Consider the following 14,121-nt stretch of genomic DNA (forward strand, 5'->3'; position numbering starts at 1 on the left):
CATTAAGCAACAAGGCCCCTCGCGGGGCCTTGTGCGTTTACAGCCTGGGCGTCCAGACGAACCCGAGCAGTGCCGTGCGGCCTTCCTGGCGGTAGCCGTAGCGTTCGCCCTCGTGCTCGTACAGGGCGCGCTGGTAGTCCTTGTCCAGCAGGTTGTCGATCTTCGCCTCCAGCTTCAGCTCGTCACTGGCCTGCCAGCTGCCACGCAGACCGAGCAGGCCGTAGCCGCCCAGCTCGTACTGGTTGTTCGGATCGTCGTAGCTGCTGCTGGCCAGTTGCCAGGTGGCGCCGACGGCGAATTCGCCGAAGCTGCGGTCCAGGTCCAGGCTCAGGGTGCGACGGGCTCGGCGGTTGAGGGTGTGGCCGCTGTCACGGTCGCGCGGGTCGACGAACGCGATGCCGAGCTGCCCCTGCCAGCCGAACAGTTCCTGCTGCAGGTTGGCCTCGAAACCGTGGATACGGGCTTTGGCAATGTTCTGCGGGATGAAGTCCTGATCGTTGGCGATCGCGTCTTCGATATCGGTGCGGTACAGCGAGGCCTCCAGGCGAGTGCGTTCGGCCAGTTGGCTGCGCCACTGCAGCTCATAGCTCTTCGAATGCTCGGGCTTGAGGTCTGGGTTGCTGTAGTCGGGGTAGTAGAGGTCGTTGAAAGTCGGTGCGCGGAAGCCCTCGCTGTACGACAGCACCAGATCGTTGGTGGCGTTCAGTGGCAGGGTCAGGGCGCCGCTCCAGGTGTTTTCGCTGCCGAACTGTTCGTTCTTGTCGTGGCGCATGCCCACTTCGGTGGAAAAGCCCTCGCCGTCATAGCGGTGCTGGATGAAGGCAGCCTGGTTCCAGCGTTGCTGCTCGGCGAACGCGGTGTTGCTGTTGAGCTGATCCTCGTACCAGTCGGCGCCCAGCAACAGGCTGTGGCGGTCGCTCAGGGTCAGGGTGTTGAGCCAGTTGAGCGAGTCGCGGTAGGTATTGAACACGCCGCGCTCGTCACTGAGCTTGTCCAGGCTTTCCTCGCGGTTCTCGCTGTGACCGACTTCCAGGCGGCTGCTCCACAGGTCATTGATCTGCGCGTCCAGGTAACTGGAAACGCTGCTGAGGGTGAAGTCGCTGTAGGGCTCCTGGCCGACCGACTCGAAGGTGGTCATGTCGTAACGGCCGAAGGGATTGTCGAACTCGGTGCGGCCGCGCTGGTCGAGGACGTTGACGCCGGCTTCCAGGCTGTCGCTGAAGCTGTGGCTGAGGCTCAGGCTGAAGGCCTTGTTGCGATAACCGTCGTGATCCTGGTCGGAGTCGTAGGAAGGGCCGGTGCGGTCGATGCCGTCGGTTTCGTCGAGGCTGCCGGCCAGGCTGAAACGAGTCTGCGCGTCGCCGCCGGAGATGCCGGCACTGCGGCGCCAGCTGGCATTGCTGCCGTAGCCCATGCGCACGAAGGGTTGCAGGCCTTCACCGGCGCTGCGGCGGGTAAAGATCTGCACCACGCCACCAATGGCGTCGGCGCCGTACACCGCCGAACGCGGGCCGCGCAGCACTTCGACACGTTCGATCTGGTCGACATTGAGGTACTGCAGGCTGCTGTCGCCGGAGCTGGCCGACGCGATGCGCATGCCATCCACCAGCACCAGGCTCTGTGCCGACTTGGTGCCGCGGATGTACAGGCTGGTCAGGCTGCCGGCGCCATTGTCGGTCACCTGCACGCCGGGCACGCGGCGCAGCAGGTCGCTGACCGATGCCGGCTGCAGGCGCTCGATGTCGGCGCGGGTGAACACGGTGCTCGTCGCGCTGCTGGCTTCGCGTTGCTGCACGTCGCGGTTGGCGCTGATCAGCGTCTCTGGCAGCTTGAGCGCGGCGTCCTGGCTGGCGGCCAGCACGGCACCGGCAGGCAGCAGGGCCAGGCTCAGGGCCGAGAGGGGCAGGGTGTGGGACAGTTTCATCGGGGTTCCTCAAAGACAAAGACTTCGAGGAGGGCAGAAAGCAGGCGCGTGGCGGCACCTGACGGTGCGGCCCTCCGCAACACCAGTCGAATCCTCCAGGCCGGTCTCCGGGCTCTCGATTCCACTCCGCGCGCCTTCCCGGTTGACCCGGTGGCTGTTGCGCGGACCTGCAGCAGGGCTGCGATCGATTACCGTTGCGGGGGCAGCGCCGGGATTGCTCATGGAGCGCACCGGCTTCCCGATTATCGCCGGCATTGACCGGCGCACCTGATGGATAACAAAACGCCGCGCACCTTAGTGCACGGCGTGTTGAAGCTCAAGCAAGTTTAGCGTGGCTCAGCTTGAACTTTGCTCAAGTTGCTGCAGGCGGCGACGGACGGCCGCTTCGATGCCGGCCTGGTCCAGGCCGCACTCGGCGAGCATCTGCGCCGGCTTGGCGTGCTCTACGTAGTAATCGGGCAGGCCCAGGTGCAGCAGTGGCTTGACCTGGTTCTCGGCGGCGAGGAACTCGCTGACCGCGCTGCCGGCGCCGCCCATCACGGCGTTTTCCTCGATGGTCACCAGCAGATCGTGACTGGCCGCCAGTTCGCGCAGCAGGGCTTCGTCCAGGGGTTTTACGAAGCGCATATCGACCACCGTGGCATCCAGGCTCTCGCCCACGCGCAGGGCCTCGGCCAGCTGCACACCGAAGACCAGCAGGGCCACGCCCCGGCCCTGGCGGCGCACCACGGCCTTGCCGATCTCCACACCTGTCAAGGCCGGATCGATGGGCGCGTTGGGACCGCTGCCTCGCGGATAGCGCACGGCTGCCGGGCCCTGGAAGTGGTAGCCGGTGGTCAGTAGCTGGCGCAGCTCGTTCTCGTCGCTGGGGGTGGCGATGAGCATGCCGGGGATGCAGCGCAGGTAGGAAATGTCGAAGCTGCCGGCGTGGGTCGGACCGTCTTCGCCAACCAGGCCGGCACGGTCGATGGCGAACAGCACGTCGAGGTTCTGCACCGCCACGTCGTGGATCAACTGGTCGTAGGCGCGCTGCAGGAAGGTGGAGTAGATCGCCACCACCGGCTTGGCGCCGTCGCAGGCCATGCCGGCGGCCAGGGTCACCGCATGCTGCTCGGCGATGGCCACGTCGAAGTAGCGCTCGGGGAAGCGCTCGCTGAAGGCCACCAGGTCCGAGCCTTCCTTCATCGCCGGGGTGATGCCGACCAGGCGCGGGTCTGCGGCCGCCATATCGCACAGCCACTGGCCGAACACACCGGAATACTTGGGCCCGGAGGGCTGCTTGGGCGCCACCGGGGCGTTGATCGGTTCCAGCTTGGTAATGGCGTGGTAGCCGATCGGGTCGGCCTCGGCCGGCGCGAAGCCCTTGCCCTTCTTGGTCACCACGTGGAGGAACTGCGGGCCCTCCAGATCGCGCATATTGCGCAGCGTGGCGAGCAGGGTGGGCAGGTCATGGCCGTCGATGGGGCCGACGTAGTTCCAGCCCAGCTCCTCGAACAGCGTGCCCGGTACCAGCATGCCCTTGGCGTGCTCTTCGACCTTGCGCGCGATCTCCCAGGCGCCGGGCAGACGCGAGAGGATCTTCTTGCTGCCCTCGCGCATGCTCGAATAGGTGCGACTGGAAATGATCTTGGCCAGGTAGTTGGACAGGCCGCCGACGTTCTTGGAGATCGACATGTCGTTGTCGTTGAGCACGACCAGCATGTTGGCCTTGACGTCGGAGGCGTGGTTGAGCGCCTCGAAGGCCATGCCGGCGGTCAGCGCGCCGTCGCCGATCACCGCCACCGCCTTGCGCTTGCTGCCCTGCAGGCGCGCGGCGATGGCCATGCCCAGCGCGGCGCTGATGCTGGTGCTGGAGTGGCCGACGCCAAAGGTGTCGTACTCGCTCTCGCTGCGGCGCGGGAAGGCGGCCAGGCCGTCCTTCTGGCGCAGACTGCCCATGCGCTCGCGACGGCCGGTGAGGATCTTGTGCGGGTAGGCCTGGTGGCCCACGTCCCACACCAGGCGGTCATCCGGCGTATCGAAGATGTAGTGCAGGGCGATGGTCAGCTCGACCACGCCGAGGCCTGCACCGAAGTGCCCCCCAGTCTGCCCGACGCTATACAGCAGGTACTGGCGCAGCTCGTCGGCAAGGCTTTCCAGCTCGCCTTCCGCCAGGCGACGCAGGCCTTCCGGGGTGTCGGCGCGGTCAAGCAGCGGCGTGGCGGGCCGCTCGCGAGGAATTTCGTGGAAGGTGGTCGGCATCAGGCTGATCGTTATAGGTGTACAAGAGATGCGGCAGTTTACCCGAAGCGCCGGGAACAGCCCAAACGACCTGTAAGGTGATCAGGCTGTGGGGTAATGGCGGCCGAGGAAATCCAGCAGCAGTGCATTGACTCCAGGGCCGTCCTCGCTCTGTAGCCAGTGACCGCAACCGGGTAGCAGGTGCTGCTCCAGCTGGGGCACCTTGGCCGCCATGCGTGCCAGGGTCGGCGCCTCGAAGCGGCCGACCGGGTCGTGCTCGCCGAGCAGGAACAGGGTCGGCTGGTGCACCTGCAGCTCTGCCAGCGCTTCGGTGCGCTGCCAGTTGCGCTCGAAGTTGCGGTACCAGTTGAGGGCGCCATGGAAGCCGCGACCGGCGAAGGTGCGTTCGTACACGGCGAACAGTTCGGGCGAGCACCAGCTCGGTAGCGGGACGTCGGTGAGACCGTCGAACAGCCTGGCGTCTGCCGCCTTGTCGGCCAGCAGCGCGCCGCCCAGGCCGCCGAGCAGCAGGCGCAGGCTGCGGCCGATGTCGGCGTCCAGCTCGGTCTCGGCCAGGCCCGGCTGCTGGAAATAGAGGATGTAATGGAAGCGCCCGGCGTAGGCCGTGCGCATCATCTCGATGGCCGGGCGTTTCGGGCGCCCGCCGAAGGGCACCGACAGCGCGCCGAGCGCCTGCACCCGCTCGGGCTCCAGCAGGGCCAGGTGCCAGGCCACCGGTGCGCCCCAATCGTGGCCTACCACGGCGACGCGGGTGTGGCCGAGGGCGTCCATGGCGCCCTGGATATCGCCGCACAGGGTCAGCAGGTCGTAGGCGGCAGGGTCGCGCGGCGCGCTGCTCTGACCGTAGCCACGCATCTCCGGGGCGAATACCCGGTAACCAGCCCGGCTCAATGCCTCGATCTGCGGCTGCCAGGCATACCAGCACTCGGGAAAGCCATGCAGCAGCCAGACTGGACGGCCATCGGCCGGTCCGGCGCTGTAGAGGCTGAGATCAATGCCGTTGACGACCAGCAGTTGATGTTCCAGGTCCATGCTCGTGCGCCTTGAAGGGTGGGGATAACAGGCAGCTTAGGGGCTGTCTGCAGCCCGTGCAGCCAACAGTCTCAGGCCGAATACCCGGTACTCAGATCGGTGAATCATTTGTCCGAATCGGCCCTTGCCGGCAATCCCTGCGGGCATTATCAGTAACCTTTCGCCGCGTATCGCAAGGACCGTCATGAACGAATTGCTCCACAGCCTGGATTGGGTGCTGCCGCTGCGCAGCGATGAGCTGACCCCGCTGATGCGTTTCTTCACCCTGCTGGGCTACGAGAAGTTCATTCTGTTCTTCCTGCCGCTGGGCTACTGGGCCTGGCATCGCGGCGTATTCCTGCGCCTGCTGGTGCTGGTGGCGTTCACCGCCCTGCTCAATGCCTGGCTCAAGGACTTCTGGCAGGACCCGCGGCCGCCTGTCGCCCTGCGCATGGATCATCAGGTGGGCGACAGTTTCGGCCTGCCCAGCGGGCATGCGCAGATCGCCATCGTCATCTGGCTGTGGCTGGCCTGGGAGCTGCGCCGGGCCTGGGCCTGGCTGGTCGCCGGAGTGATTGCGGCGGGTATCATTTTCAGCCGTCTGTACCTGGGCGCCCATGATGTCGAGGACGTACTCGGCGGCGCGCTGCTGGGTATCGCCACGCTGCTGGTGTTCGAGTGTGTGCGCCGCTGGGACTGGTGGCGCGAGGCCCATGCCGGTTGGCACCTGGTGCTGATCCTGCTGGCGTTCTCCTGCGCCTGGCTGAGCTGGCCGGGCGCGGCGCCCGGTTACGTGCCGCTGCTGGCGGGCATGCTGCTCGGCGTGCTGTTTGGCTATCGCCAACTGGCCTTTTCCGCCGAGGTGGTGCTGTGGCGCCGGCTGGCGGCCGCGGTGCTCGGCGCGCTGGCGTTTATCCTGCTGCAGAAGGGCTTGAAGCTGGCCGGAGCCGCCTGGCCGTGGGAGTCGCTGGCCTGGCAGGGCCTGCGTGGCCTGGCGATGGGGCTGTTCGTGGCCTGGCTGATGCCCTGGCTGCTGGTGCGACTGGGGCTGCTGGTGGCGGTGCGGCGGGATGCGTCGGCGCTGCCGGTCGGGGCCGCCGTCTGATATTCGTGGGGCGGATGAACCCCTCGTTTTCTGTCGCGCGGACTGCAGCCGCCCTACGCTGTGTTTTCGCCGGACCATGAAAAACGCCGGGTCGATGCCCGGCGTTTTTCATGGCGGCGGCTTAGCTGCGCCGTTCGACGATGTAGCGGGCCAGTTCGCGCAGCGGCTCGGCGCTGTCGCCGAACGGGCGCAGGGCATGCAGGGCCTGATCGCGCAGTTCCAGGGCGTAGGCCTTGGCCGCCTCCATGCCGAGCAGGGCGGGGTAGGTGGGCTTGTCGTTGGCCTCGTCCTTGCCCTGGGTTTTGCCCAGGGTGGCGGTGTCGCTTTCCACGTCGAGGATGTCGTCCTGCACCTGAAAGGCCAGGCCGATAGCCCTGGCGTACTGTTGCAGTGAGCGCAGTGCCTGTTCATCGGCGTTGCCGCTGGCGAGCGCACCAAGCTGCACGCTGGCCTCGATCAGGGCCCCGGTCTTGTGCCGGTGCATGGTTTCCAGGGCCTGCTGGTCGAGCTGGCGACCAACCGACTCGAGGTCGATGGCCTGGCCGCCGACCATGCCGGCCGGGCCGGCGGCGCGGGCCAGGCCCATGACCATGGACAGGCGCAGGTGGGCATCCGCCGGGTTGCGCCGGGCATCGGCCAACACCGCGAAGGCCAGGCTCTGCAGGCCGTCACCGGCGAGAATGGCGCAGGCCTCGTCGTAGGCGATGTGGGTGGTCGGCTGGCCGCGGCGCAGGTCATCGTCGTCCATCGCCGGCAGGTCGTCGTGCACCAGCGAATAGGCATGAATCAGCTCCACCGCGCAGGCGGCGCCATCGGCGCGGTCGAGGTCGCCATCCAGCGCCTCGCAGGCGGCGTAGACCAGCAACGGGCGCACACGCTTGCCACCGTTGACCACGCTGTAGCGCATGGCCTGGTACAGGCGCGCCAGCTCGTCGCGCGGGGCCTCGAACAGTTCAGCCAGGAGCGCGTCGACGCGCGCGGCGCAGCGCTGCTGGTACTCGCCGATCATGCCTGGTCTTCCGCGTCGAACGGGACTTCCTGCAGCTCGCCGTCGCGTTCGAGCAGTTGCTGCACCTTCTGCTCGGCCTGGGCCAGAGAGGCCTGGCAGTCGCGGGTCAGGCGGATGCCCTGTTCGAAGGCGCCAAGGGAGTCTTCCAGCGACAGCTCGCCGCTCTCCAGGCGCTCGACCAGGGTTTGCAGCTCGGCGAGGGAGGTTTCGAAGTCGGCGGCTTTCTTGCGGGCCATGTGCAGGGTCTCGGCGGGGTTGGAACGGGCGCGACACTAGCAGAGCGGCGCGCGGCGGGGCAAATGGACGGCCCCGCGATGGCGGGGCCGGTGATCAGAAGCGCAGCACTTCGCCGCCGCCCGGCGTCGGGCCGACCATGGGGATTTTCGGCCCCGGCTGCTGCGGTGCGCGCGCCGGGCGCTTGGGCGTTGGCGCCGGTTTGCTCGCTTCGGCTATCGGCTGGTCGCGCAGCGGTTCGATGGCCGCGGCCAGTTGCTGGGTCAGCTGGCGCAGCAGGCGGCTCTGTGCCTGTACCTGGTCGGCGACGGTGCCGCTGTGCGCCTCTTCCAGGCGCAGCAGACGGCTGTCGCGCAGCTGGCCGTTGCGGTCGAGCAGGCGCCATTGCGCTTCCAGCACCGCCGGCAGCTGCGGGCCGGAGTCCAGGCGGATGATGTTCAGCAGCACCTGCACGTCGGCCTTGAACTCGGCATTGGTCGGGGCCAGCACGGTGCGCTGGCTGTCCAGGCGCGAGGCCAGCTGGCGCAGCAGCACCTGGTCGATGTCGGTGGCCAGGCTGCCGGCCCAGCGCGCGTCGTCGGCGACCAGCAGGCTGCCGTCGGTCTGGCGCTGCAGGAAGGCTTCGCGCTGCAGGTAGTCGGCGATCGACACCGGGCCGAGCAGCACGGCCACGCCCTGGGCCTGCGTCGGCAGCGGCGCGTTGCCGTTGTCCAGCTGGTACAGCGGCACCGGCTGGTGCACGGTACAGCCCGTCAGCCCGAGCAGGCCGGACAGCAGCAGGACGGAAACGAGGTACAGCGGTTTCATTCTCTCTACCCTGGGCCGCCGGGGCGGCCGGAAACGTGTGCGAAACGGCCGCGTATCATCCGTCAAAGCGCGTGTGGACTCCAGCTCAGCTGCCGGCTGGCAGCTTCCGTACGGCGTCGGCCAGGCGCTGGCCGAGGCGTTCGACCAGGCGGCCCTGGGCGGCGACCTGGCTCTCCAGGCTGCCGTCGTGCTCTTCGCGCAGCTGCAGCAGGTCGCCGGCACGCTGCTGGCCCCGGGTATCGAGCAGACGCCAGCGCGCTTCCAGTACCGCCGGCTGTTGCGGGCCGGAGTCCAGGCGGGAAATGTTGAGGATGATCTGCGCCTGGGCGCTGAAGCCGACGCGGTCGGGGTAGAGCGCCAGGTCGCTGCTGCGCAGGTGCGTGGCCAGGGTGGCGAGCAGCAGGTTGCCGATGTCGTCCTGCAGGCTGCCGGCCCAGCGTCCGCTGGCGCTGACGCTGAGCCGCTGATCGCTCTGCCGCTGCATCAGGTTCTCGCGCTGCAGGTAGTCGGCCAGCTGCAGCGGGCCGAGCAGCACCGCCGGGCCGGCGGCGTTGGCCGGCAGCTGGGCGGCGGGCGCGGGCAGCTGGTAGAACGCCTGCGGCGTGCTGGCGGCGCAGCCGCCCAGCAGCAGAAGGGCGAGAGGTAGCAGGTAGCGGCTCATGGTTTGGGCTTCCCGAAGATCAGCGATTGTGGCTGCTGTTCCAGGCTTTCGGCGGTGCGTTGCAGCGCCTTGCTGGCGCGGCTGAGTTCCTGCAGCGCGCTGCCCAGCTGGTATTGCAGCTCGGATTCCGGTCCCAGGCTGCGGCGGCTGTCACCGAGCAGGGCGTTGGTCTGCTCCAGCGTTTGGCGCAGGCCGGCGGAGGCCTGGCGGATCTCGCCGAGGGTGGCATCGAGTTCGCCGCTGCTGCGCTGCGCCGAGGCGAGCAGCGCCGGCAGTTGGGCGTCCAGGCGCTGGCTGAGACGGTCGAGGTTGGCCAGGGTGGCTGCCAGGCTGTGCAGGCCGTTGTTCAGGTCGTCGGAGCGGCTCAGGCGCTCGATGCCGCGCATGGCCTGGGTGGCCGAGTCGATCAGTTCGAGCAAGGGCAGTTCGCGGATTTCGGCGACCAGGTCGTTGAGCAGGTTTGCCGCCTGGTCGATACGCGAGGGTACGCTGGGGATGGCCGGCAGCTCGATATCGTTGGGTTCGCGCACGTAACCCGGGGTGTCGGGGAACATGTCCAGCGCGACGATGGCCTTGCCGGTGAGCAGGCTGGGTGTCTGCAACTGGGCGCGCAGGCCGCGCTGCACCAGTTGCTCCAGTACCTGGTCGACACTTCGCTTGCTGCTGGCCTGCTGCGGGTCGATGCGCAGGATCACCGGCATCACCACGTCCTTGATGTCGCGGTCGTAGGACAGGCGGATTTCGCGCACGCTGCCGACCTTGACTCCGCGGTAGGTGACGTCGGCGCCGACGTCGAGGCCGTCTAGCGCGCCCTTGAAGTACACCACGTACTCGCTGGGCTGGCTGAACCAGCTGTCACGCGACAGCAACAGGGTGCCGGCGACCAGCAGGAACAGGCCGCCGAGCAGGAAGCTGCCGATCAGCAGCGGCTTGCGGGATTCACTCATGGGGCCTCCTTGGCCGGGTGCCGGCTGCGGCCGAGGAAGCGGCGTACCGCCTCCGGGCCATGGGCGAGCAATTCGTCTGGCGGGCCGAGGGCCAGCTGGGTGCCGGCCTGGCCGTCGAGGAACAGGCAGGTGTCGGCGACGGTGAAGATGCTCGGCAGCTCGTGGGTGACCAGCACGATACTGGAGCCGAGGCTGTCGCGCAGCTGCAGGATCAGTTCGTCCAGGGCCATCGAGCTGATCGGGTCGAGGCCGGCCGAGGGCTCGTCGAAAAACAGTACCTGCGGGTCCAGCGCCAGCGCGCGGGCCAGCGCGGCGCGCTTGCGCATGCCGCCGGACAGCTCGGCCGGGTACAGCTCGTCGCAGCCGCCAAGGCCGACCAGCGCCAGTTTGAGTGCGGCCAGCTCGTCCAGCTCGGCACGGCCGAGGTTGGGGCGGTAGGTTTCCAGCGGCAGGCAGATATTCTCGCGCAGGGTCATCGAGCCCCACAGCGCGCCGTTCTGGTAGAGCACGCCGAACTCCTGCTGCAGCTCGGCGCGGCGCGCCTCGGACTGCGCCCAGAACTCTTCGCCGTTGAACAGCATGCGCCCGGCCAGCGGCGCCTGCAGGCCGATCAGGTGGCGCAGCAGGGTGCTCTTGCCACAGCCGCTGCCGCCCATGATGACGAACACCTCGCCGCGCGCGATGCGGAAGTTCAGGTCGCGCTGGATCACCCGCTTGCCGTAGCCGGCGGCGAGGTTTTCGGCGATCAGCACGGCATCACTCATCTCAGATTCCCAGCTGTGTGCAGATCAGCGTGATCAGCGCATCGCTCACCACCAGCGCGACGATGATGCTGACCACCGCGCGGGTCGTCGCCTGGCCCACGGCCTGCGCATTGCGGCCGCAGGCCAGGCCGTAGTGGCAGCCGATCAGGCCGATCAGCACGGCGAATACCAGGCTCTTGAAGATACCGAGGAAAAAGTCAGTGAGGTTGAGCATCTCCAGGCTCTGGTTGAGGTACTGCGCGGCGGAGATGTCGAACAGGCCGGCGCCGATGATGAAGCCGCCGAGGATGCCGAGGGCATCGGCGAACACGCACAGCAGCGGCATGGCCACCAGCAGTGCCAGCAGGCGCGGCAGCACGAGGAATTCCAGCGGCGGGAAGCCGAAGGTTTTCAGCGCATCGATTTCCTCGTTGGCCTGCATGCTGCCCAGCTCGGCGGCATAGGCGGCGCCGGTGCGCCCGGCCATGATCACTGCGGTCATCAGCGCGCCCATCTCGCGGGTCATGCCGATGGCCACCATGTTGGCGATGTACAGCTGGGCGCCGAAAGCCTCCAGCTGGGCGGCGCCGACGAAGGCGAGGATCAGGCCGACCAGGGTGGCGATCAGCGCGACGATGGGCAGGGCACCGGGGCCGCACTGCTGCAGGGCCAGCCAGAAGTCGCCACCACGCAGGCGCGCGCGACCGCGCAACAGGTTGAGCAGTGCCAGGCAGACTTCGCCGAGGAAGGTGGCCGCAGTGGTCAGGCTGGCCAGGGTCGCCATGACCATCAGTCCCAGGCGGATCAGCGGCCCGCCGCGCGCCTGGGCGCTGCTGCCGGGCTGGATCGGATGGGCGCTGCCCATCTGCAGCAGGCGCTCGACGCCGTCCGGCAGTTCCAGCCAGCGCAGTTGCAGCTGGCGTTCCGTGGCCAGGCGTTGCAGGCGCCGCAGCAGGGCCAGCAGGCTGCTGTCCCAGGCCGCGACCGTTACCCGTACCGGCAGCTCGGCGTTGTGGCTGGCGAAAGCCTCGAACACCGCCTGCAGGTCCGGCTTGCGCGTGGCCAGGGTCCAGTGGCCGCTGACGCAGAGATGCGTGCGGCCCTGGGTGTCCTGTTGCCAGCGCAGTTCGGCGGCGTCCATGGTGCGTCTCCTTGCCGGCCGCGCGGTCAGGCGCCAGGCACCTCGACCAGCAGCTGGTCGACCCGCTGGAAGCCACGCGGCAGCTTGTTGCCACGGCGGCCACGCTCACCCTTGTAGTGTTCCAGGTCGTCGGCCTTGAGCGTCAGGGTGCGCTTGCCGGCCTGCAGCACCAGCGCCGCGCCGCTGGGCAGCACGGCCAGATCGGTGAGGTATTCCTCGCGGCTGGCCACGCGCTCACCGGGGATGCCGATGATCTTGTTGCCCTTGCCTTTGCCCAGTTGCGGCAGGTCGCGCACCGGGAACAGCAGCAGGCGGCCCTCGGTGGTCACTGCCGCCAGCCAGTTGTCCTCGACGCTGGCCACCGGCTTGGGCGGCACCACCAGCGAGCCGTTGGGCAGGGTCAGCAGGGCCTTGCCGGCCTTGTTCTTGGCCTGCAGGTCCTCACCCTTGACCACGAAACCGTAGCCGGCGTCCGAGGCGATCACGTACAGGGCGCTGTCGTCCGGCAGCAGCACGCAATCGAAGGTCGCGCCCGGTGGCGGGGTCAGGCGGCCGGTGAGCGGCTCGCCCTGGCCACGTGCCGACGGAAGGCTATGGGCGGCGAGGGAATAACTCCTGCCTGTCGAGTCGATAAAGACCGCGTACTGATTCGAGCGGCCCGGCGCGGCGGCCTTGAAGCCGTCGCCGGCCTTGTACGACAGGCCGGTGGCGTCGATATCGTGACCCTTGGCGCAGCGTACCCAGCCTTTTTCCGAGAGCACCACGGTGACCGGCTCGGTCGGCATCAGCTCGGTTTCCGACAGGGCGCGGGCTTCGGCGCGGGCGACGATCGGCGAGCGGCGGTTGTCGCCGTATTTCTCTGCGTCGTCGAGGATTTCCTGGCGTACCAGTTTTTTCAGCTTGGCTTCGCTGCCGAGCAGGGCCAGCAGCTTGTCGCGCTCCTTGGCCAGTTCGTCCTGCTCGCCGCGGATCTTCATCTCTTCCAGACGCGCCAGCTGACGCAGGCGGGTGTCGAGGATGTAGTCGGCCTGCACCTCGGTCAGACCGAAGCGCGCCATCAGCACCGGCTTGGGCTGGTCCTCGGTACGGATGATATGGATCACTTCGTCCAGGTTGAGGAAGGCAACCAGCAAGCCTTCCAACAGGTGCAGGCGCTTCTCCACCTTGTCCAGGCGGAACTGCAGACGGCGGCGCACGGTGCCGACGCGGTACTGCAGCCACTCGGTGAGCAGGGTGCGCAGGTCTTTCACCTGCGGCTTGCCGTCCAGACCGATGACGTTGGTGTTGACCCGGTAGGAGCTTTCCAGATCGGTGGTGGCGAACAGGTGAGTCATCAGCTCGTCGGCATCCACGCGGTTGGAACGCGGGATGATTACGATGCGGCAGGGGTTCTCGTGGTCCGACTCGTCGCGCAGGTCGGCAACCATCGGCAGCTTCTTGGCCTGCATCTGCGCGGCGATCTGCTCCAGCACCTTGGCTCCGGAGACCTGATGCGGCAGGGCGGTGACCACGATATCGCCGTCCTCGACGCGGTACACGGCGCGCATGCGCACCGAGCCACGGCCGGTTTCGTAGATTTTCAGCAGGTCGGCCTTGGGCGTGATCACCTCGGCTTCGGTGGGGAAGTCCGGGCCCTGGATGTGCTCGCACAGCTGCTCGACCGTGGCGCCCGGCTCGTCCAGCAGGCGGACGCAGGCGCTGGCGACTTCGCGCAGGTTGTGCGGCGGCACGTCGGTGGCCATGCCCACGGCGATGCCGGTGGTGCCATTCAACAACAGGTTGGGCAGGCGTGCCGGCAGGGTCGCCGGCTCGTCCAGGGTGCCGTCGAAGTTCGGCACCCAGTCCACCGTACCCTGGCCCAGTTCGGACAGCAGCACTTCCGAATAGCGCGACAGGCGCGCCTCGGTGTAACGCATGGCGGCGAAGGACTTGGGATCGTCCGGCGCACCCCAGTTGCCCTGGCCGTCGACCAGGGTGTAGCGGTAGCTGAACGGCTGCGCCATCAGCACCATGGCCTCGTAGCAGGCGCTGTCACCGTGCGGGTGGAACTTGCCGAGCACGTCACCGACGGTACGCGCCGACTTCTTGTGCTTGGCGTCGGCATCCAGGCCCAGCTCGCTCATGGCATAGACGATGCGCCGTTGCACCGGTTTCAAGCCATCGCCGATATGCGGCAGGGCGCGGTCCATGATTACGTACATGGAGTAGTTGAGATAAGCCTGCTCGGTGAAGTCCGCGAGGGAACGGCGTTCCACGCCTTCCAGGCTCAAATCGAGGGAGTCGCTCATGCGTGCCTCA

12 protein-coding genes and 1 riboswitch are annotated in these 14,121 nt (G+C 67.8%); of the genes, 1 reads left to right on the forward strand and 11 read right to left on the reverse strand.

Translation table 11 applies throughout. The features are described from left to right. Positions 1-37: 37 nt before the first annotated feature. The 3 genes from ACOAPY_RS03750 to ACOAPY_RS03760 form a co-directional block, all read right to left on the reverse strand. Positions 38-1,924, reverse strand: a complete 1,887-nt coding sequence (locus tag ACOAPY_RS03750; RefSeq protein WP_465155057.1) for a TonB-dependent receptor domain-containing protein — start codon at positions 1,922-1,924, stop codon at positions 38-40. An 81-nt stretch (positions 1,925-2,005) separates the two neighbouring features. Continuing rightward, a riboswitch (cobalamin riboswitch) is annotated at positions 2,006-2,210 on the reverse strand. A gap of 50 nt (positions 2,211-2,260) precedes the next feature. Further along, on the reverse strand, positions 2,261-4,165 hold the full coding sequence (dxs, locus tag ACOAPY_RS03755) for a 1-deoxy-D-xylulose-5-phosphate synthase (protein WP_465155058.1): 1,905 nt from the start codon (positions 4,163-4,165) through the stop codon (positions 2,261-2,263). An 81-nt stretch (positions 4,166-4,246) separates the two neighbouring features. Then, entirely contained in the window at positions 4,247-5,197 is a 951-nt protein-coding gene (locus ACOAPY_RS03760) for an alpha/beta fold hydrolase (protein WP_465155059.1), read from the reverse strand. 184 nt (positions 5,198-5,381) lie between these two features. On the opposite strand from ACOAPY_RS03760, the gene ACOAPY_RS03765 reads away from it, so the two are divergent. After that, positions 5,382-6,281 carry a phosphatase PAP2 family protein gene (locus tag ACOAPY_RS03765; protein ID WP_465155060.1) on the forward strand — a complete coding sequence of 300 codons (900 nt, stop codon included), beginning with the start codon at positions 5,382-5,384 and terminating at the stop codon, positions 6,279-6,281. A gap of 121 nt (positions 6,282-6,402) precedes the next feature. Here the strand turns inward: ACOAPY_RS03765 and ispA are convergent, their stop codons facing one another. From ispA to parC, 8 genes are all read right to left on the reverse strand, one after another. Continuing rightward, on the reverse strand, positions 6,403-7,290 hold the full coding sequence (ispA, locus tag ACOAPY_RS03770; protein ID WP_465155061.1) for a (2E,6E)-farnesyl diphosphate synthase: 888 nt from the start codon (positions 7,288-7,290) through the stop codon (positions 6,403-6,405). Beyond that, positions 7,287-7,526 carry an exodeoxyribonuclease VII small subunit gene (locus ACOAPY_RS03775; protein WP_465155062.1) on the reverse strand — a complete coding sequence of 80 codons (240 nt, stop codon included), beginning with the start codon at positions 7,524-7,526 and terminating at the stop codon, positions 7,287-7,289. Before ACOAPY_RS03775 ends, ispA begins: the two co-directional genes overlap by 4 nt. Positions 7,527-7,620: 94 nt before the next feature. Next, positions 7,621-8,331, reverse strand: coding sequence for a PqiC family protein (locus ACOAPY_RS03780; RefSeq protein WP_142136453.1), 711 nt, complete (start codon positions 8,329-8,331; stop codon positions 7,621-7,623). Between the two features lie 85 nt (positions 8,332-8,416). Beyond that, the gene (locus tag ACOAPY_RS03785) at positions 8,417-8,992 is read right to left on the reverse strand and encodes a PqiC family protein (RefSeq protein ID WP_465155063.1); all 576 of its coding nucleotides are present in this window, start codon (positions 8,990-8,992) and stop codon (positions 8,417-8,419) included. Next, positions 8,989-9,939 (reverse strand): MlaD family protein, encoded by a 951-nt coding sequence (locus ACOAPY_RS03790; protein ID WP_076580150.1) that lies wholly within the window; start codon positions 9,937-9,939, stop codon positions 8,989-8,991. The genes ACOAPY_RS03785 and ACOAPY_RS03790 overlap by 4 nt, the downstream gene beginning before the upstream one ends. Next, positions 9,936-10,703 (reverse strand): ABC transporter ATP-binding protein, encoded by a 768-nt coding sequence (locus ACOAPY_RS03795; protein ID WP_076580152.1) that lies wholly within the window; start codon positions 10,701-10,703, stop codon positions 9,936-9,938. Before ACOAPY_RS03795 ends, ACOAPY_RS03790 begins: the two co-directional genes overlap by 4 nt. Before the next feature lies 1 nt (position 10,704). Continuing rightward, positions 10,705-11,823 (reverse strand): MlaE family ABC transporter permease, encoded by a 1,119-nt coding sequence (locus ACOAPY_RS03800; protein WP_465155064.1) that lies wholly within the window; start codon positions 11,821-11,823, stop codon positions 10,705-10,707. Between the two features lie 26 nt (positions 11,824-11,849). Continuing rightward, positions 11,850-14,111, reverse strand: coding sequence for a DNA topoisomerase IV subunit A (gene parC, locus ACOAPY_RS03805; RefSeq protein WP_465155065.1), 2,262 nt, complete (start codon positions 14,109-14,111; stop codon positions 11,850-11,852). Positions 14,112-14,121 lie beyond the last annotated feature (10 nt).

The sequence above is a fragment of the Pseudomonas stagnisoli genome (assembly GCF_048595745.1).
Classification (GTDB): domain Bacteria; phylum Pseudomonadota; class Gammaproteobacteria; order Pseudomonadales; family Pseudomonadaceae; genus Aquipseudomonas; species Aquipseudomonas alcaligenes_A.